The 19,518-nt window shown below is 50.1% G+C and carries 14 protein-coding genes; 9 read left to right on the forward strand and 5 right to left on the reverse strand.

What is annotated here, in order from left to right; all coding sequences use genetic code 11:
* The 4 genes from AC9UES_RS03045 to AC9UES_RS03060 all read left to right on the forward strand — a co-directional run.
* The coding region (locus tag AC9UES_RS03045) for a beta strand repeat-containing protein (protein ID WP_509526719.1) at nt 1–6,749 on the forward strand (6,749 nt) is incomplete at its 5' end.
* Between the two features lie 33 nt (nt 6,750–6,782).
* Nucleotides 6,783–6,920, forward strand: coding sequence for a DUF2256 domain-containing protein (locus AC9UES_RS03050; protein WP_509526721.1), 138 nt, complete (start codon nt 6,783–6,785; stop codon nt 6,918–6,920).
* Nucleotides 6,921–6,953: 33 nt separating this feature from the next.
* On the forward strand, nt 6,954–8,417 hold the full coding sequence (locus tag AC9UES_RS03055; protein ID WP_509526761.1) for a cryptochrome/photolyase family protein: 1,464 nt from the start codon (nt 6,954–6,956) through the stop codon (nt 8,415–8,417).
* Nucleotides 8,404–9,837 carry a hypothetical protein gene (locus AC9UES_RS03060; RefSeq protein ID WP_509526723.1) on the forward strand — a complete coding sequence of 478 codons (1,434 nt, stop codon included), beginning with the start codon at nt 8,404–8,406 and terminating at the stop codon, nt 9,835–9,837. Before AC9UES_RS03055 ends, AC9UES_RS03060 begins: the two co-directional genes overlap by 14 nt.
* Here the strand turns inward: AC9UES_RS03060 and AC9UES_RS03065 are convergent.
* A complete protein-coding gene (locus tag AC9UES_RS03065; protein ID WP_509526725.1) occupies nt 9,834–10,277 on the reverse strand; it encodes a hypothetical protein in 444 nt (147 codons plus the stop codon). The two genes, AC9UES_RS03060 and AC9UES_RS03065, sit on opposite strands and share 4 nt — an antisense overlap.
* 123 nt (nt 10,278–10,400) lie before the next feature.
* Here AC9UES_RS03065 and AC9UES_RS03070 point away from each other — a divergent pair, with 123 nt between their 5' ends.
* The 5 genes from AC9UES_RS03070 (at nt 10,401) to AC9UES_RS03090 (ending at nt 15,189) form a co-directional block, all read left to right on the forward strand.
* Nucleotides 10,401–11,492 (forward strand): cytochrome b5 domain-containing protein, encoded by a 1,092-nt coding sequence (locus AC9UES_RS03070; protein WP_509526727.1) that lies wholly within the window; start codon nt 10,401–10,403, stop codon nt 11,490–11,492.
* 136 nt (nt 11,493–11,628) lie between these two features.
* A complete protein-coding gene (locus AC9UES_RS03075) occupies nt 11,629–12,564 on the forward strand; it encodes an efflux RND transporter periplasmic adaptor subunit (RefSeq protein WP_509526729.1) in 936 nt (311 codons plus the stop codon).
* The gene (locus tag AC9UES_RS03080) at nt 12,557–13,249 is read left to right on the forward strand and encodes an ABC transporter ATP-binding protein (protein WP_509526731.1); all 693 of its coding nucleotides are present in this window, start codon (nt 12,557–12,559) and stop codon (nt 13,247–13,249) included. The genes AC9UES_RS03075 and AC9UES_RS03080 overlap by 8 nt, the downstream gene beginning before the upstream one ends.
* A complete protein-coding gene (locus tag AC9UES_RS03085; protein ID WP_509526733.1) occupies nt 13,246–14,412 on the forward strand; it encodes an ABC transporter permease in 1,167 nt (388 codons plus the stop codon). Before AC9UES_RS03080 ends, AC9UES_RS03085 begins: the two co-directional genes overlap by 4 nt.
* Before the next feature lie 54 nt (nt 14,413–14,466).
* Nucleotides 14,467–15,189 carry a type 1 glutamine amidotransferase gene (locus tag AC9UES_RS03090; protein WP_509526735.1) on the forward strand — a complete coding sequence of 241 codons (723 nt, stop codon included), beginning with the start codon at nt 14,467–14,469 and terminating at the stop codon, nt 15,187–15,189.
* Here the strand turns inward: AC9UES_RS03090 and AC9UES_RS03095 are convergent.
* From AC9UES_RS03095 to AC9UES_RS03110, 4 genes are read right to left on the reverse strand one after another with little or no spacing between them, the layout of a single operon-like run.
* Nucleotides 15,184–15,972 carry a 3-oxoacyl-ACP reductase gene (locus tag AC9UES_RS03095; RefSeq protein WP_509526737.1) on the reverse strand — a complete coding sequence of 263 codons (789 nt, stop codon included), beginning with the start codon at nt 15,970–15,972 and terminating at the stop codon, nt 15,184–15,186. The two genes, AC9UES_RS03090 and AC9UES_RS03095, sit on opposite strands and share 6 nt — an antisense overlap.
* A 10-nt stretch (nt 15,973–15,982) precedes the next feature.
* Nucleotides 15,983–17,338, reverse strand: a complete 1,356-nt coding sequence (locus AC9UES_RS03100; protein ID WP_509526739.1) for an aldehyde dehydrogenase family protein — start codon at nt 17,336–17,338, stop codon at nt 15,983–15,985.
* Nucleotides 17,335–18,066, reverse strand: a complete 732-nt coding sequence (locus AC9UES_RS03105; RefSeq protein ID WP_509526741.1) for a gamma-glutamyl-gamma-aminobutyrate hydrolase family protein — start codon at nt 18,064–18,066, stop codon at nt 17,335–17,337. Before AC9UES_RS03105 ends, AC9UES_RS03100 begins: the two co-directional genes overlap by 4 nt.
* A complete protein-coding gene (locus AC9UES_RS03110; RefSeq protein WP_509526743.1) occupies nt 18,053–19,417 on the reverse strand; it encodes a glutamine synthetase family protein in 1,365 nt (454 codons plus the stop codon). The genes AC9UES_RS03105 and AC9UES_RS03110 overlap by 14 nt, the downstream gene beginning before the upstream one ends.
* Between the last annotated feature and the right edge of the window lie 101 nt (nt 19,418–19,518).

The following is a 19,518-nucleotide window of genomic DNA, read 5'->3' on the forward strand; positions in this document are numbered from 1 at the left end:
GCTACGCACCAGCTGACACTTCCGGATTTACTCTCTATGCCATCTGGTCCGCTAACTCGAACACCATTGTTTATGACTCCCAGGGCGGAACAAGTATTGCCAACGGATCAATGCTTACCGGCGGATCAATTGCCACTGCACCTGCACCAACCAAAGCTGGTTACACACTTTCTGGTTGGTCCAGAACCACAACCGGTTCGGTAGTTAGCTTCTCAGGCGGCTACGCACCAGCTGACACCGCTGGATTTACTCTCTATGCCATTTGGGCAGAGATAACGAACACAGTGACTTACGATGCGCAAGGTGGCTCTATTGTTTCTAACGGTTCGGTTGTAACCGGCGGAACGATTGCTTCCGCTCCTGTTTCAACCCGAACCGGATACACCCTTTTGGGTTGGTCCAGAACCACTTCTGGTTCGGTCGTTAGCTTCGCAAGCCCTGGTTACTCACCAAATGACACAGATGATTTCACTATGTACGCGCGATGGAGTGCTAACACCAACACCTTGACCTTCAACGGCAACAACGCTACTGGTGGAAGCGTTGACAGCCAGTTGATTGTCACGGATGTCGCAACAGAACTGAATGCAAACGCCTTTGTCCGAACTGGATACACCTTTGCTGGTTGGGCCACCCAGGCCGATGGTGGTGGAACCAGCTACAGTGACCAGGATGATGTGACTATCCAAGGTGCTGTTGAGCTATTCGCAAAATGGAGTCCAAACTCGAACACGATTGTTTATAACTCCCAAGGTGGAACTGATGTTTCTAACGGCACCATGCTCACTGGCGGATCCATTGCCACCGCACCAGCACCAACTCGCGCTGGATACACGCTTTCTGGTTGGTCCAGAACCACCACCGGTTCGGTAGTTAGCTTCTCAGGCGGCTATGCACCTAACGACACTTCAGGCTTTACCCTCTATGCAATTTGGAGCGCCAATAGCAACACAATTGTTTACGATGCCCAGGGTGGAACAAGTGTTGCAAACGGATCCATGCTTACGGCTGGATCTATTGCAACCGCACCTGTGTCTACGCGCGCCGGATACACCCTCACTGGTTGGTCCAGAACCACAACCGGTTCAGTAGTTAGCTTTGCAGGCAGCGGCTACGCTCCGAACGACACTTCAGGATTTACTCTTTATGCAATCTGGAGTGCGAATAGCAACACCATTGTTTACGATGCCCAGGGTGGAACAAGCGTTGCAAACGGCGCTATGTTCACTGCTGGATCAATTGCAACCGCGCCGGTTTCTACCCGAGTTGGTTATACGCTTTCTGGTTGGTCCAGAACCACAACCGGCGATGTAGTTAGCTTCTCAGGCGGCTACTCACCAAACGACACTGCTGGATTTACTCTTTATGCCATCTGGAGCGCAAACACCCTAGATGTCACCTTCGATTCCAACGGTGGATCATTGGTTACCGCCAGCACCACAACAACTGGAGCTTCAATCTCTGCTGCACCGACAGCTCCTACCCTCGCCGGGTACACCTTCGCTGGTTGGTTTGCGAACAGCAACCTAACTGGCTCAGCAATTACCTTCGCTTACACTCACGGCCAAACCGATGACTTCACGCTTTACGCTAAGTGGACTGCTAACACCAATGTCATCACCTATGACGCTCAGGGTGGATCGAGCGTTTCAAATGGTTCCATGCTCACCGCGGGTTCAATTGCTTCCGCACCGGTTTCAACCCGCGCTGGATACACACTTTCTGGTTGGTCCAGAACCACAACCGGTTCGGTAGTTAGCTTCTCAGGCGGCTACGCACCAAATGACACCGCTGGATTCACGCTCTATGCAATTTGGAACCCAAACACCAATATCGTTAGCTATGACTCTCAAGGCGGATCGAGCGTTATTGATGGCACCGTGCTTACTGGCGGAGTGATTTCTTCGGCACCTGTCTCAACGAGAGCCGGATACACACTCTCTGGTTGGTCAAGGACCTCAACCGGATCGGTTGTTAGCTTCGCGGGTAGCGGCTACGCACCGACTGACACCAGCAGCTTTACCCTCTATGCGATCTGGAGTGCTAACAGCAACACGATTGTGTATAACGCCCAGGGAGGATCAAGCGTTTCTGACGGCTCAATGCTTACCGGCGGAGCTATTTCTTCTGCTCCGGTTTCAACTCGCGCCGGTTACACACTTTTGGGCTGGTCTAGAACCATCGACGGTTCGGTGGTTAGCTTCGCAGGTAGCGGCTACGCACCAGCAGACACCTCAGGCTTTACTCTTTACGCAATTTGGAGTGCCAACACCCTGAACATCACTTATCAGCTAAACGATGGCACTGGAAGAACCGTCGCGGGCACCACCACCACGGGTGCGCAGATTGCCTCTGCCTCAAAACCTACTGATCCGACCCACCCAGGGTTTGAGTTCCTTGGTTGGGCTACTACTGAAGATGGAACTGTAGTTAGCTTCCCGTACTCCCATGGCCAAACTGGAAACTTTACTTTGCACGCCCGATGGGAAGCTGGTACCTACACAGTTGTTTACCAGTACAACGGGGCTAACGGCGGAGCTTCTACTTCTAGCACCACTTACGAGACTGACATTGCTAGAACTGGAATTACTCTCCCAACTCCAACAAGAACCGCTTACACCTTCGCTGGATGGTTTACTGACTTAGCCTTGACCAGTGCTGTGACTCTAGAAAACTCCAAGTACCTACCTGTAACCAACCACACCATTTATGCAAAGTGGAACGCAGTTCCATACCGGGCAATTTACAATACGGGTGGTTCGTTCACATCAGGGTCGGTGCCGGTGGATTCAAGAACTTACACAATAGGTCAAAACATTTCTCTACTCGGTAACTCTGGTCTATTGGCGAGGTCTGGCTATACCTTCGCTGGTTGGGTGACCTCTTCATCTGGAACTGGAACCGAAATGAACTCCGGAGATACCGTTGAGGTTCAGGCTGCTCACGTCAACTTCTACCCGAAGTGGACTGCAAACACCTACACAATTTCTTATAATCTAAACGGTGGCTCGGGAAGCTTGTCTGGAGCGCCAACTAGCTACACCTCTGGTAACTCAAGCGTTGCGCTTCCTTCGTCAGGTTTCACCAGAACCGGTTATAACTTTGGCGGCTGGTCGCAAACCCAAGGCTCCTCCACACCTGTTGCAAACAGCTTCGCAACTTTCAACAACGAGAACCTGTTTGCAATCTGGAACCTGAAAGACATCGGCTATAGCTACAACAAGGGAATCGCCAGTTCTGAGACCATTGCTGGTTGGCCTAGCCCGGATTCTGGAACCGCGAAGTTTGGCTCGACGATTACTCTTCCAAGCCTTTCGGGAACAACGGTTACGGTTAGCGGAACCGGTTATCTATTCTTTGGTTGGAGTGATGGAACAACCACCTACCGATCGGGCGATACGTATGTATTGACCGAGACAGTTCCAGTATTTACTGCCCAATGGGTGAAGCTACTGGATGTTAGGTACTCATTCAGTGGTGGAACCAAGGCAGTTTCAGATGTTGAGACCACAGATGTTGATGCTGAGTGTGACACTGCTGGTTTGTGTACTCCGGATGAACTAATCACACTTCGCGGAGCCCCATCTAGACCGGGGTACATCTTCGGTGGCTGGATTGATCAGCTTGGAACTGTTCGCGCTGCCGGATCACAGGTCAACGTTGTTGAAACCAACTACCTGTTCTACGCAAAATGGACTGCGGAGCCATACTCATTCATCTTCAACGCTGCAGGTGGAAGTGCTGGAGTATCCATTACTCCAGGCACAATTGGGCAACTCTTGACCATGCCAGATCCTGGTGCCCGCACCGGATACACTTTTGCCGGTTGGAGTCCAGACAGCGGGACTACTAAGTACAGTCAGGGTTCGGCCTTCACGGTCGGTACTCAAGCGCTTGGATTCGAGGCCATTTGGACTCCAAACGTTTACACCATCGTCTACGACTGGCAAGGTGCGACCGGTTCCTCGGTTGCCGATTCCAGATACACGGTTGGAACTGGAAACCTAACGCTACCAAGCCTTAGTGACCAGGTAAAAGATGGCTACACGTTTGCCGGTTGGTCTGCTACTGCCGGTGGATCGGTAGTTTCCAACTACCAGCCAACAGCTACCGGAGTGCTGTATGCGAAGTGGGTAGATGGAAACTACACACTTACCTATAACGCCCAAAACGGACCGACTCCTACTTCCCAGTCCTTGGTGCCGCGCGGAACAAGCACTACCTTGCCAACCCCAACTCGTGCGAACTTTAGTTTCCTAGGCTGGTTCGATGCACTCACTGGTGCAAACATGGTTGGCGATGCTGGAGACTCGCACCAGCCGCTAGCTACATCTACTCTTTATGCACGCTGGGTGCAAAGCTCGTTCGCTGGAGTGGATGAGGCGGCACTAGAAACAGCCACCGACTTTATATCTAATCCTGCTACCGACATCGACACCCTGATTACTCACAACCCTTCAGGATCAAGTGCGCGAATCCAGATTCCTGGCGGCACCTTGCCCACCGGCACTGTGATTTCGGTTCGATACTTCAAGGATGCCTACCGTCAGCAGCAAATGATTGGCCAGGACAATAACTACTTCTTCTCCATCGTTGTCTCTTGGATTCTTGGAACAGGCCCTACCGCGACTGTCCCAGACACTAATTTTGTGAATGGTGTGAGTGGTCCCAGGAAGCCAATCACTGTGACATTGTCCAACACGGGAATCAGGGCCGGCGCCATGGTGTACCAGGTTATCGACGGAGTGGTAACTGATTTGAAGCGAGCAACCGTTGATGGCAGCATTCAGGTCGAGATTACCTCCGACCCAGAACTTGTAGTTGCCGCTACCGCACCAACTGCTCCTAGAACCGTGTCTGCGGTAAGTGGTTCACGAAATTCTTCGGTTGTATCTTGGAGTGCCCCTACCTACAGCGGTGGAAGTGCGATCAATAACTACGATGTGCTGGTTAATGGAAACGTTGTTTGCCTAGCAACAACTGCACTGTCTTGTGACTTGAGTTACCTAACTGACGGTACTTCTTATAACGTAAGTGTTATTGCTCGAAACGCAGTTGGTGAAAGCCTTGCCGGTACCACCACATTCACAACCGCGAGTGCTCCAGTGGTCGTTGTCCCTCCAGTAACGGTAGACCCACCTGCGGCGGTAACTCCTGTGACCCCGCCTGCAACGGTAACGCCTCCAACAGTTGTTACCCCGCCTGAAACGGTTACTCCTCCAGTAACTGTTACACCAGAAGCAGAACCAGAGACTGAAGAACCCGCTGCTGAGTTTATCCCGGGCGCTCCAGTTCCTAACCCAGCTATTGGCGCCACTGGTGACGACTCTGCTCCACCAGTTCCCTTTGATCCGCTTGCCACTCCAGAAAGTATTGCTGCCCTAACTTCAACAATCGGAGAAGTTGGTGCTGTTGCCGGTGCTGTTGCAGCAGCTGCAGCAGCAGCTGGAGCGGCAGCAGCAGCAGCTGGTGGATCTTCTGGTGGTGGTGCTCGAGGAGGTGCCGCCGGAGGCGGAAGCGGTGAAGGAAGCGGTGGCGCTGGATCAATTGCAACCATCAATGCCACTCACGAAAATTACAAGAACCGTCGCCGAGGCCGCGGGGATCGTTTGAAGATTTGGAAGAAGAAGTGGCTGAGCTTCTTAGATAAGCCAACTATTTCCTTGGCTATTCGCTCGGCTAGATTCTCACCGCTTTTCTCAAAGATTGTTGTTGACGGTGCGTATCTTCGAGCAAGCCTTGGTTCATTCTCGATACTGCCTACTTTGTTTGGTGCAGTAGTTGCCGTTTGGTCAGCGTTGTTAAACACGACAGATGTTGCACCTCCGCAGTGGCAGTGGCTGATTGTTATTGCGGTGATCGGTATCTTCGATACCCTAGCTGGTTTTGTTTCGACCAGTTTGTTTGTGATTACCACCTTGCTGATGCATGGAGCGATTCCAATCGAAGACGTCAGACTGCTGCTGGGTGTGGTCATCGTCGGTTACGGACCGGCACTACTTGCTAACGCCTTCCGGGCCTTCCGCAAGGAGCCTGAATCTGGCGACATTTACTGGTGGGAGAGAATCGTTGACTTGGTAGTTCTGCCATTTATCGGTGGTTGGGTAACCGCCTCGATGATTGGCACCTTGCCGGCTCTTGCTGGAACCACCCTGGCGGTAGCCAACCACGTAAATGACTTTGCCTTAGCTGTTGCTTTTGCAATCGTGCTGCGGGTGATTCTGGAAGAGGGCGTTGCCAGGTTCTTCCCAGAGCGCCTTGACACTCTTCATCCGACCGATGTTGACGAGACCGATCCGTCTCAGAGATGGATATCTATTGCCTTCCGGTTGTCAGTGTTTATCTTTGTAACGGCTGCCTTGATGGGCAATGTTTGGCAGGTCTGGGTAGGTAGCGCACTATTTATCTTGCCGACAATAATTGGCTTCTTCTCCCACAAGTTCAAGAACTTTCCTTGGATCTGGAGACTGCTACCTGGAGGAATCCCAGGCCTGGCCTTCACGCTGTTGGTAGCTTCCGCGACCACATCGGTGGTTGCAATGTGGTTTGGAACTAGCCCTGATCTGGCGCTTTGGTCCTTTGCCCTGTTGCCTATCCCAATGCTGGTTCTGGCTCTGCTTGGAATGTTTGGCCGTGACGGCGTTGAGGACGAAGTTCGATTCATCCGAAGGCCTAAGCTCAAGTGGATCTACCGTATTGGTGGAATTGTGATGCTGCTATTCACAATGAACCTGGCCGGCGTTATCTAACACCTGTCTTTGTGGCCTTATTAGGCTTGAGCCATGAGTCCAACCCCAAAGATCAAAAACGGCTTTGAGCCAAAAACTTGCTTGCGCTGCGGTCGGGGATTTGATTGGCGTAAGAAGTGGGCCAAGGACTGGGAAAACGTCAAGTATTGCTCTGAGAAGTGCAGGGGCTAGATCATCGCTACCGCTAAGCATTCTTTTGAACGAATACTTCTTATTCCCTTTGATCACCTAAACACCGAAAAAGGTGTTCTGAAAAAAGCTAATGCCAAAACCGACCTAGTGCTATTAGTTGAAAGCGAAAGAATGACCCAAGGTCGGCCTTGGCATAGAGAACGGCTTTTCTTTTTAATTTCTTCGGCGAGACACTTTGCCGCACTTTTGGAAGCTAGGGGCTTCAAGGTTTTGTATTTCAAAGCTAAGTCAACTCCTGCGGGTCTGGAGAAGGCACAAGCTGAGTATGGCAAGCTGCCGGTATCTTGCGCTGAGCCCTCTTCTCACACCCAGTTCGCCCAGCTAAAAAAGCTTGGCGTGGAGTTTGTGGACAATGATTTCTTTCTGACACCAAGAGCACTGTTCACCAGCTGGGCTGAAAGCCAAAAGAGCTTTGTAATGGAGAATTTCTACCGAGCCCAAAGAATACTTCTAAACCTCCTGGTTGAAGGAAACAAACCTGTTGAGGGTAGATGGAACTTCGATGCTGAGAATAGGCTGCCACCGCCTAAGAATTACACCTGGCCCAAAAGATTGCTTCACGCAAGAGACGAGATAGATAAAGAGGTAGCCAAGGATCTGGGCTATGAGCCAACCGATAGCTGGGCCACCACGCGAGCTGGTGCTCTAAAGCAGCTAAAGAACTTCTTGGATAACCATTTGGCAGGGTTTGGACCCTACGAGGATGCGGTCACCTTAGATGAGTGGTCACTGCACCATTCCCTTTTGAGTCCTTATTTGAATAACGGCCTATTGACTGCCGAAGAGGTTATTTCGGCCGCTATAAAGAGGTATGACCAAGGTCTTGCTCCAATTGAGTCAGTTGAGGCCTTTGTTAGGCAAATCATTGGCTGGCGCGAGTATATAAACGGCATGTATTGGTTCCTGGGCGCTGAATACAAAGAGCTCAACGGCCTTGCCGCCAAGCGAGAACTGTTGCCGCTTTTCGTTGATTCTTCTAAGACCAAAATGAACTGCGTCAAGCAAGTAGTGGCTCAGGTGGAAACTAGAGCCTGGACCCATCACATTCCAAGGCTGATGATCCTTAGCAATCTTGCACTAGTGACGGGAACCAATCCACAGCAGTTTCTGGATTGGATGCGTGAGCAGTTCATCGACGCAGCGGATTGGGTAATGGTTCCAAACATCATCGGTATGGGAGTTCATGCCGATGGGGGAAGACTTATGACTAAGCCCTATGCGGCCGGGGGTGCATATATTTCTCGAATGACACAGTATTGCAAAGGGTGTGACTATGAACCTAAGAAGCGAGTTGGCGATGATGCCTGTCCATTCACAACCCTGTATTGGGATTTCCTAGATCGTCACAAGGCACAGTTTTCCAAAAACCACCGCATGAGTCAGCAGGTAAATGGTCTTACCAGACTCAGTGACTTACCCGAGCTTCGAGTTCGCGCTAAGAAAGTTCTTCAGGGTTTGAGTGATGGCACGATCTAAATTGGGCAGAAATAACTCAACAAGTTCTTCAGGACTGAAGTCCAGGCTTGAATCTTTTTGGCGCGATTTGGTCAAGCTACCAAAGAAGAACATATTTGCTTCGACTTTTGCTCTTCTAATTGTTCTTGTTATAACAGGGGTTGGTTTTTCAGCCCAGAATAATCCAAAGAGTATCGAATCGACATCCTCTTCAACGAATTCACCTGATCCCGAAAGGCAAACTGAGTCTGCTGTTTCCGCTAGTCCAAAAGCTTCCGCTTCGCCAAAAAGCTCGCCTACTCCAAGTGCTCAACCGGTTTACGCAGATAACTGGCTTGGATTTGAGCAGCCTTTGTCTACTTGCCAACTTCAGGAAACTCAAAACATCACAGGTGCTGGCGCCAAAGGTTTTCCAGCCAGGCAATCGATTCCGTCAACGGGCAACATCAAGATAGCCATTATCCCTGTCGACTTTTCTAATGCGGTTGGCTCTGGAGATCCACAAACTTTGTTCAGAGACGATGTCAACCAAATGGTCAGCTGGGCACAGCACTTCAGCAGGGGAAAACTAAGTTACGAAGTAGACCTCAGCGCTACCTCCTGGGTTAGAGCACCTAGAGGTGCTGATTGGTATACCTGCACAGCCTGCGGTAAAGGGTCATCCGTTGATAAGCAGCCTCGAGAGGTGGCTATCCAGGAATTGATCACAGCCGCTGACCCGATTTACGACTTCACAGGAGTCGACTATGTATATTTCGTTTTGCCCGAAGAAGCAGAGCTCCAGTATGGAACTGCGCCGATTGGTGGAGGAAATTTCAACTCGAGTGAGGGTCAATTCTTCGCATTGGCTTATGGCGAAATGGGAGCAGGTACAGGCTATAGAGGTGATCGAACCAGAATCTGGGACCACGTTGTTCATGAGATCCTTCACGGCCAAGGATTCATTAGTCACGGACCCTCAAACGGCAGTGGGTATTACATAACTACAGACAACTGGGGTGCCTCTAAGGCCGTCACATCTTGGGAAGCTTTCCTGAACGGATGGTTTGACTCCAATGAGGTGCTTTGCCTAAATAAGGATTCTCTTAACAAGGAGATATTCATCTCTCTCGACACCATTGATAACTTTGGTGCCGGAAAAGAGTCAGTAATGATTCGATTAAATTCTCAGGAGCTTCTAATTGTCGAGCGAAGAGGACCGGGTCCATTTACAAATCTATGTAGCACTTGCTACAGACCAACCGAGAGTGGCTTTACTGCCTACAAGATAAACGTCAATGCTGCCCACTACCGTGAAGACAGCGACCCAAACGGTGACTCCAAGAACTTCTGGAGTTACCTAGGTCCCCAAGGTAAACCGATCATAACCAGCTACGTGGAGTATTCAGGAGTGAGGGTAACTCGTATCTCAGATACCCAAGTGAAGATTTCCGTTAGCTAGTCAACACTTAGCTTTATTAGGTACTGACCGCCACCTGCAGAAATCTCCGTTGCAAACTTCACTCCTGGAGCAAGCCTTGAAAGACGATCCAGTAACCAACTGGAGGCTTGCTCGGCATCTAATTCACTTGGACATCTAGCGACTGCCTCGCGGCCGCCTTTGCGAAGCAGTCTTTCCACTGTTTCAAAAATAGGCGCTGGGTCAGAAACCAAAAGATCATTTGACCAGGAAATAACCGGAGCGATCTTGCCTCGCTTGGTATTGCAAGACCTGTGGGCAAGACGCTCTGTAGTTGCTGTTCCTTTTTTACCTTTAGCGTCTTGGTAGCTATCGGCACTTGGGCCGAGGTCAGAGTTCACTGAAGCGTCTGGGTCTACAGGTGCATCACAAAGCCAGCAACGCCAATTATCAGTGGCGCCAACTGCATCTAGATCACTCATGAAAACCACCCTATGTATCACCTTAGTTGTAGCTCAATGGTCATTCCCTTGAATGACTGTGACCTTGCTGAGCATTACTTGAGTATTGACTGAAATGGACAACTACACCTCTAGCCTTAGGGAATGGAGAATTTATTTGACACAATTGGTGGCTTGCCACTTCACCCACTCACAGTCCACGCGGCAGCGGTATTGATACCTCTTTCAGCTTTGGCTCTCGCGATCTTGGTCTTTGTTCCAAGATGGCGCAGAACATACTTTCCTCTCACGATCGGATTCTTAGCGGCATCCGTTGGCCTAGCCTTCGCTGCTAAGGAATCGGGTGAGGCTCTCGCAGAGCGGGTTGGAAACCCCGCTTCCCATCAGGCACTGGGTGACATTATGTCCCCGGCCTCAATAGGACTGTTTTTTCTCGGCCTTGCTCTTTATCTGATTACTCGAACCGAAAGACCTAAGTGGACTACGCAGCTTGCTGGTTCTCTAGCAACCGTTGGAGTTGTCGGGGTAGTCGTACTTTCAGTTCTCGTTGGTCATTCCGGTGCTGAAGCCACTTGGGCTAGTCGAATCTCTTCTGGCCAGGGTCAGGATCTTCCTGGAATAACGGACCCTTCAGTTAGTCCTGGCAATGGAATCACCGCAGCCGAAGTCGCACAGCACAACAACGCAGCAGACTGCTGGAGTGTAATAAATGGCAATGTTTACGATCTGACAACCTACCTTCCAAGACACAAGGGTGGACCTGGAGTTCTCACTGCTATTTGTGGCAATGAAGGAACAAGCGCTTTCACTGGTCAACACAGTGGACAGGCCGCACCTGCCACGGACTTATCTTCACTTTTGGTTGGCGTATTCGCAAGCACTTCAGGGGTTCCTACCTCAACCCCAACTGCATTCCCTAGTTCAAGGCCAAATGCAGCCATAACTTCACAGGAAGTCCAAAAGCACGCTTCGAGCCAAGACTGCTGGAGCGTGATCAAAGGGCAGGTTTATAACCTGACTTCATATGTCAATTCACACCCAGGAGGTGCAGCATTGATTGGTTCAATTTGCGGTAAGGATGGCTCAGCTGCGTTCTCAGGGCAGCATGCCGGAGCAGCAACACCCGCAAATGTCTTATCAGCCTTTGCGATTGGGCAACTGACTGGCACCTCGACCCTCCCTGATGCCCAAGTTCAGGAATCCTCCGAAGAAAATGAAGAGGAAAACGAAGACTAGCCACTTTGGCAAGTTGACTAGAGAAATGATTCACAATTCAGGAGATACTTCTAACAGGAAGCAGTCGGGATTCTGTGAGAGATTGTAGCTATAGGGAGATTTGCAATCTCAGAAAGAGTCTTGAGGAGACCAAAAGATGAAAAAGCGACGTTGGTTTTTGCTAGTGGGATCTGCCGCTGTATTGATAGCGGTTATCGCGTCAATAGCTATTCCAGCCCTAACTGAGCAGAAGCAGTATGAGACCTACGAGGTAACTCCAACAGCTGTTGTGAAGACGGTGGCTGCTAATGGTCAGCTCGCCGAGTCCCAGCTTTTGGCTTATGGCCCGAGTGAACAACCAATTCTTGTATCCGCTAATGGGTCTCAAGCATTGCCTGTCCAATTTGGAATCAGTTTGGAAATTAACCAAATTGAGGTAACAGAAGGTCAATCAGTAACAGAGGGGGATTTACTCTTTAGCTACAACTCCCAACTAGGGCAATCGGTTGAGGTTACCGCCATTGCCGATGGCATTATTCGTTCTGTTGACACCTCTGTGGGACTAAGAACTTCTGGACAAGTTGTAAGTGTTGGAAGTGCTGTGCCCGTGGTTTCAGTTTTTGCTAGCGAGTATGACGCAGACTTGTTGGATATTGGCCAGAAAGCCACCATTGAATTAGATGCCATAAGTGCGGTTTTTGAAGGTGCCGTTATTTCAATTGGTGAAGTTGCCAAGTCCGTAAGCGGTATCAAGCAGTATGAGGTTTTGGTTGAGGTAACGAAAGTTCCAACCGGCGCCCGCTTCGGCATGAGCGCAACCGCAGAAATAGAAGTTGAGCGGTCAGCTTCGGTTCTAGCCGTTCCGTTCAGCGCACTGATTGGTGATTTACCGGAAGTACAGATCTTGGTCACTGCAGCATCTGGTGGTCAGAGCGTAACAACAGTTGAGGTCAAACTTGGCACAAGGGGAGATAGCCTCGTAGAAATCACTTCTGGACTTCAAGCTGGCGATCTTGTCATCATCGGCCTAGCGGGAGAAGTTCCAAGACCGGTTGAGTTCGGTCCTCCTCGCGGAGCCGGAAACAATGGCTAATGAAGTTGTTCGGTTAGACAAAGTTCGCCGAGACTATTTAGTTGGCGATCAGATAACCACTGCCCTGGATGGCGTTGATCTAGTAATAGAGCGCGGTGAATTTGTTGCCATTGTTGGACCTTCGGGAAGTGGTAAGTCCACCATGATGAATCTAATTGGCTGCCTAGATAGGCCAAGTGCTGGAACGGTATTAATTTCCGGAGACCCAACTAACGAACTCACCGACAATCAACTAACCAGTCTTCGCTCGAAAGCGATCGGGTTTGTCTTTCAGCAGTTTCAGCTTCTTCCAAACACCACGGCTATCGAAAACGTAATGGCGCCACTTTTATATCAAGGCATTAGCTCCAAGCAAGCAAAGAAGTCAGCATCAGCGATGCTGACCAAGCTAGGCCTTGGAGACAGACTCAATTTTGATCGCAATCGCCTCTCTGGTGGTCAGCAGCAAAGAGTTGCTATCGCAAGGGCCTTGGTTACCGGACCTGACATTGTCTTAGCCGATGAGCCAACCGGAGCACTGGATTCCAAAACCGGTGCTGCTGTAATTGATTTATTGAAAGACCTTCATAGAGAAGGCAGAACAATCGTGCTTATTACCCACGATCTGGACATTGCAGCCAGTGCTCCAAGAAGAGTGTTTTTGCGAGATGGCCAAGTAGAGCGCGACGAGCGAGGTGTCAATTGAATCTACTTGGAACAGCGGCTCTTGCGCTAAATAGAATCTGGGCCACCAAAGTTAGATCTTTGTTGACCATGCTCGGGGTCGTTATTGGTGTTGCTGCAATCGTTGCCCTGACCTCAATTGTTGATGGCGCATCGCAAGGTATCAACAAATCGCTAGCAACTCTTGGAACTAACCAGCTAAACATCACCGCTATGGCTCCAGATGCCTTAACTGAGCTTGATGCTAATGCCCTGGCTGAACTTGAGAACGTGTCGGTGATGTTTGTCCAGTCTCAAAACGAGGGCACTATTGCTACCGGTGACATAAGAGTGAACGCTCGATTAGTTGGAGTGTCGTCCAAGTACTTCGAAGCCGTTAAGCCAGAAATTGCACTGGGTTCTTATCTTTCGAGTAGTTCCTATGCCCAAACTGCCAAAGACGTGGTCTTTGGCGCAGATGCCGCAAATGATGTTGGACTAACAGCCGACATGCTTGGCCAAACTGTGAAGCTAAACGGGCAGGATTTTAGGCTGGTCGGTGTGCTGGACGACCAGGCCGGCTTTGGAACTAGCGGTCGTGTTTACGTGACTTTAGATTCTGCAAGGAAACTATTTAGTCAGTATCCATACGTTTCTAGCATTGTGGTTCAGGCAAACACACCGGAGCAGGTAGATGCTTTACAGCTAACCGCAGATAGTTTGCTACGAGAACGGTATGGGCTAAGTGCAGATACCGAAGCACGTTACACAATAACCAACCAGGCATCTTTGATTGCAGCGGTTAGCTCAATTACTGACACCCTGGGATTGTTGCTCACGGGAATCGCAGCAATCAGCCTGATTGTTGGTGGTATTGGAATCATGAACATCATGCTTGTTTCGGTTCGAGAGCGCACCCGTGAAATCGGTGTTCGAAGAGCAATTGGAGCGAAGCAGTCAAACATTCTGACGCAGTTCCTTATTGAGGCAATCGTGCTTTCTCTTGCCGGTGGCGTTATTGGACTAATCCTCGGGGAGATAGCCGCTTTCTTCTTGGCCATCCTGGGAGACTGGGTCTTTGCAATAAAGCTAGATACTGTTGTGCTGGCCCTTGGCTTTAGCTTGCTAGTAGGAGTGGTGTTTGGAGTTTGGCCAGCTAGAACCGCAGCCAAGCTTGAGCCAATTGATGCGCTCAGGTTTGAATAACACCTGAGTTATTTACTCCCTCAAGCTAGTAATCTTTTCTGCAGAGGAGATTACATGAAAGTGCTATTTATCCAACACGATCACGTGTCTCCGCTCGGTCCGGTCGGTGAAAGATTTCAACAGCTTGGGTTTGAGATTGAAACGATGCTTGTGGTGCCAGAAAAAAAGTACCGGGAGCCCAACATCGAAGTTGAATTTCCTGACTATTCAATCTACGACGTCATCATTCCACTTGGCTCACCTTGGGGAGCTTGGGACGATGCCTGCATCGGCAACTGGTTACAACCAGAACTGAAATGGATCAAAGCTGCTATTGAAGCCGATGTCCCGGTTCTTGGAATCTGCTTTGGTGGTCAACTTATGGCAAGAGCTCTAGGTGGCAGCGTTGCACCAGGACCCAGACCTGAACTTGGCTGGACTTACATATTTAGCGACCAGCAAGACCTTGTATCTAACGGACCGTGGTTTCAATTTCACTACGACTATTGGACGGTGCCACCAGGAGCCAAGGAAATAGCTCGCACAGCTTTGGCATCTCAAGCCTTCACTTATCGCAAATCTTTAGCTCTGCAGTTTCACCCCGAGCTGGACGTAGAAGTACTAGAGGGATGGTTGATCTGGGATGGCGACGATGAATTGGCAGCAGACGGTCAAGACCCAAAGGTTGTCATGGAGCAAACCAGAGCTCTAACTGCTGAGTCAAGGCAGCGAGCTTTCGAGTTGGTTGATAACTTTCTCGAAAAGATTGCTCTAGTAAAGCCGAAGAAATCTTTATAGCGGAGTTACGTAAGCTCCAGAGATTCCGCCGTCAACCAAGAAGGTTGAACCAGTAATAAACGAGCTGTCATCGGATGCAAGGAACGCTACCGATGCTGCTAGTTCTTCTGGGTTAGCAAATCTTCCAATTGGGATGTGGATTAGCCTGCGAGCTGCGCGCTCCGGATCTTTTGCAAACAGTTCCTGCAACAAAGGGGTATTCACAGGTCCTGGGCAAAGTGCGTTTACTCTAATTCCTTGACGGGCAAACTGAACTCCCAGCTCGCGACTCATTGCAAGCACCCCACCTTTTGAGGCGGTGTATGAAATCTGGCTGGTGGCACTTCCAAGGACTGCAACAAAGGAAGCGGTATTAATAATCGAACCAGACTGCTGCTTGGTCATATGTCTAAGTGCTGCGCGGCAGCAAAGGTAAACGCTTTTTAGGTTTACGTCTTGAACCTTTTGCCAAGCTGGTAGCTCGGTGGTTTCAATCGAGTCATCATCCGGGGGTGAGATACCAGCGTTGTTGAAAGCGATGTCTACGCTGCCAAATAGCTTTACTGTCTCATCAAATAGGTGGTTCACCTGAGCCTCATCGGCCACGTTGACTTGAATAAAAGCACCATCAACCTCGGCGGCTGCCTTTTCACCCGATACAGGATCCATGTCACCGATTACGACCTTGGCACCCTCAGCCGCGAAGCGGCGAGCGGTTGCCAATCCAATACCGGAGGCACCTCCAGTGATTACTGCTACTTTGCCCGCTAGACGCTGGGTCAGATCTATCTTCTTTACTGTCATTTTGTTTCTCCTAATCAGCGGGGTAGTAAACGGTTTTTTCTTCGGTGAAGTGAAGCGGTGCATCAGGTCCTAGCTCTCGGCCGAGACCAGATTGCTTGAAGCCTCCAAATGGGGTGTTGTATCTAACGGAAGAGTGTGAGTTCACAGAAAGGTTTCCACTCTCCAGTGCTCTTGAGACTCGGATTCCGCGTCCTAGGTCACGAGTCCAAATAGAACCACTTAGTCCATACTCAGAGCTGTTTGCAATTTCTAATGCCTCTGCCTCGTCCTTGAATCGGTAAACCGAAACAACCGGACCGAAGATCTCTTCGGTCATGCAGCGATCTGTTAGCTTGCCTGGAGTTAGTACCGCAGGTGCCATGAAGTAACCCTTACCAGTTGGAGCATTACCCCTAAAGGCAACGTTGCCATCTGATAGATACTGTTCAACATTTTCGAAATGCTTCTTGGAAACTAAGGGACCCATTTCGGTTGTTTCATCGGTTGGGTCGCCAACTTTGTAAGCCTTGACCGATTTTTCTAAGCCTTCCATGAAGCGGTCATAAACAGATGCTTCAACCAAGATGCGGCTTCTTGCGCAGCAGTCCTGGCCAGCGTTTTCAAATACTGAACTAGGTGCAGCTGCCGCTGCCTTATCAACATCGGCGTCAGCAAAAACAATGTTGGCGCTCTTGCCACCAAGTTCTAGAGTCACACGCTTGACCTGATCAGCCGCTTTGCGCATAACTTGCTTGCCAACTTCAGTGGAGCCAGTGAAGACAATCTTGCCAACCTTTGGGTGAGTTAGGAATCTATCTCCAACTACTGATCCCTTACCTGGGATCACCTGGAATAGTCCTTCTGGAAGACCGGCTTCGAGGGCAAGCTCACCAATCTTGATGCTAGATAAAGGTGTCCACTCGGCTGGCTTTAGAACTACTGCATTGCCAGCCGCTAGTGCTGGAGCAAAGCCCCAGCTAGCGATGGTCATTGGGAAATTCCACGGGGTGATTACTCCAACCACACCAATTGGCTCGTTGAAGGTAACTGCTATTCCGCCAGCAACTGGAATCTGTTTTCCAATGAGTCGCTCTGGAGAAGCCGAGTAATACTCGAGCACGTTTCTAACGTGGGTGGCTTCCCAGCGAGCCTGAGAAATCGGGTGGCCTGAGTTTCGAACCTCAAGCTGAGCTAGGGCCTCGATGTTGGCATCTACGGTGGCTGCAAAGCGGTGCAGCAGCATCGCTCGATCCGAAGGGTTCAGAGCAGCCCACTTCTTCTGAGCTTTAGCGGCTAGCTCGATGGCAGCATCGGTTTGGCCGAGGTCAGCGTGAGCAATTGTTTCCATCTGCTCTTCGGTAGCGGGGTTTATAAGGGTGTAGCTCATTTAGATCCTCGATACTTTCTTGCCGCTTCGACTAGGCCTTCAAAGATTCTTAGATCTTCAAGAGTTTGCTCTGGGTGCCACTGCACCGCAACACCAAAAGGATGATCTTCTAATTCCACGGCTTCAACAATTCCATCTTCACTTTTGGCTGTTACCTTGAGTCCTTTACCCACTTGGTCAATTGCCTGGTGGTGATACAAAGCCGCGTTGGAAACTTTATCCCCGACGAGTTCTCCTAGCTTGGAATCACCCTCGACTGACACGTCAGCCGGAGTGAACTCGGCATTTCCCTTTTGATAGCGATTGTCACCAACAACATCTGGCAAATGCTGAATCAAAGTTCCACCGCGATTGATATTTAGCATCTGTGCTCCGCGACAAATTCCAAGAAAAGGAAGGTCGGCTTCAATTGCAGCAGACAAAAGTTTTTCTTCAAGCTGGTCCCTTAGCTTGTCTGGTTCTTCGGCTTCGGAATGTGGGGCTTGGCCGTATCTTGATGGATCAATGTCTCTTCCACCGCAAAGCATCAGCCCATCCAAAGAAGCAATGATGTCTTTTGCTTCCGCGCTTTCTAGCTGCTGTGGCGGAATCATCACAGCTACTCCACCTGATCGGGTAATGCCTTCTATATAGAAGGCAGGGATCATTGCCATCTCGGTGTCCCAGACTCCGGTTTGACCTTGCTGGCGGTAGCTCGTCAGTCCAATAAGGGGTTTAGGTCCGCTCAAAACCGCGCACCTTTTCCCAATCGGTAATGGCACTATTGAAAGCTTGAATCTCAGTCTTGGCGTAGTGGAGATAGTGGTCAACAACCTTGTCGCCAAAGCTAGCTCTAGCAATCTTTGAATTCTGGAACAGCTCCAGCGCCTCTTGCATGGTGGCTGGAACGTGAGGCTTTCCGGAGGCATAGCCGTTACCTGTAGTCATCGGTTCTAGCTCAAGCTTGTTCTCAATGCCGTAGATTCCAGCTGCGATCATGGCCGCGGTGGCTAGGTACTGGTTGACATCTCCTCCAGGAACGCGGTTTTCAACTCGCATTCCAAGCCCTTGGCCAACAACGCGCAAAGAAACAGTGCGGTTGTCGGCTCCCCAGGCAACTGAGGTTGGGGCAAAGCTTCCTTCCACGAACCTCTTATATGAATTGATCTGAGGAGCGTAAAGCAAGCTGAATTCGCGCATCAGGGCAATTTGTCCAGCAATGAAGTACTTGAAGGTATCTGACATACCAAGTGGATCGGCTTTGTCGGCGAACACTGCCTTGTCATCCAGGGATCGGAAGGACATGTGAATGTGACAGGAGTTTCCTTCACGCTCGTTGTATTTAGCCATAAAGGTCAAGCTCTTGCCGTGCTTGTCGGCAATCATCTTGGCACCTGATTTGTAAACACTGTGGTTATCGCATGTGGTCATCACCTCGTCGTATAGGAATGCAATTTCTTGCTGACCTAGGTTGCACTCACCCTTTACACCTTCGCAATACATTCCAGCATCGTCCATCGAGTTTCTGATGTCTCTAAGAAGCGGTTCTACACGAGTTGAAGCAAGTAGGTCATAGTCAACGTTGTAATCGGTTGATGGCTTGATGTCACGATAGCCCTTGGCCCAAGCTTCTCTAAAGCTGTCATCAAAGACGATGAATTCAAGCTCGGTCCCAACCAGGGCTTTCATTCCCATCTTCTCGAGCTTGTCGATTTGAGCTTTCAGGATTGAACGAGGGGACTGAGGAATTACTTCATGAGAGGTGGTGTGAAGATCGGTAGTAACAATTACGCTGCCAGGAAGCCATGGCGCCATGCGCATGGTTTTCATGTCTGGAACCATTGCCATGTCGGCGTAGCCGGTATCCCAAGAGGAGATCTCATAGCCCTGGATGGTGTTGTTTTCGATGTCGACTGCAAGTAAGTAGTTGCAACACTCGGCTGCGTGGCCTGCGATGTTGTCGATGAAGTGCCTGGCGGCTACACGCTTGCCGATTAGCCTTCCCTGCATGTCGGTGAACGCCATGATGACGGTGTCTATTTCGCCAGCTTTATAAAGAGTTTTGAGCTGGTCCATTGAAATGTAGCCTTTGGTGGCCATAGGGTAATTCCTCTTCTTTGAGGTTGGTTTTCCAACCACGACATTACAGGAGAGTTCTCCACTGCTTATTAAACCAGCCTAGACCTAGGTCCAGAGGGCCA

The organism is Rhodoluna sp. (genome assembly GCF_044232805.1).
Taxonomy (GTDB): Bacteria; Actinomycetota; Actinomycetes; order Actinomycetales; family Microbacteriaceae; genus Rhodoluna.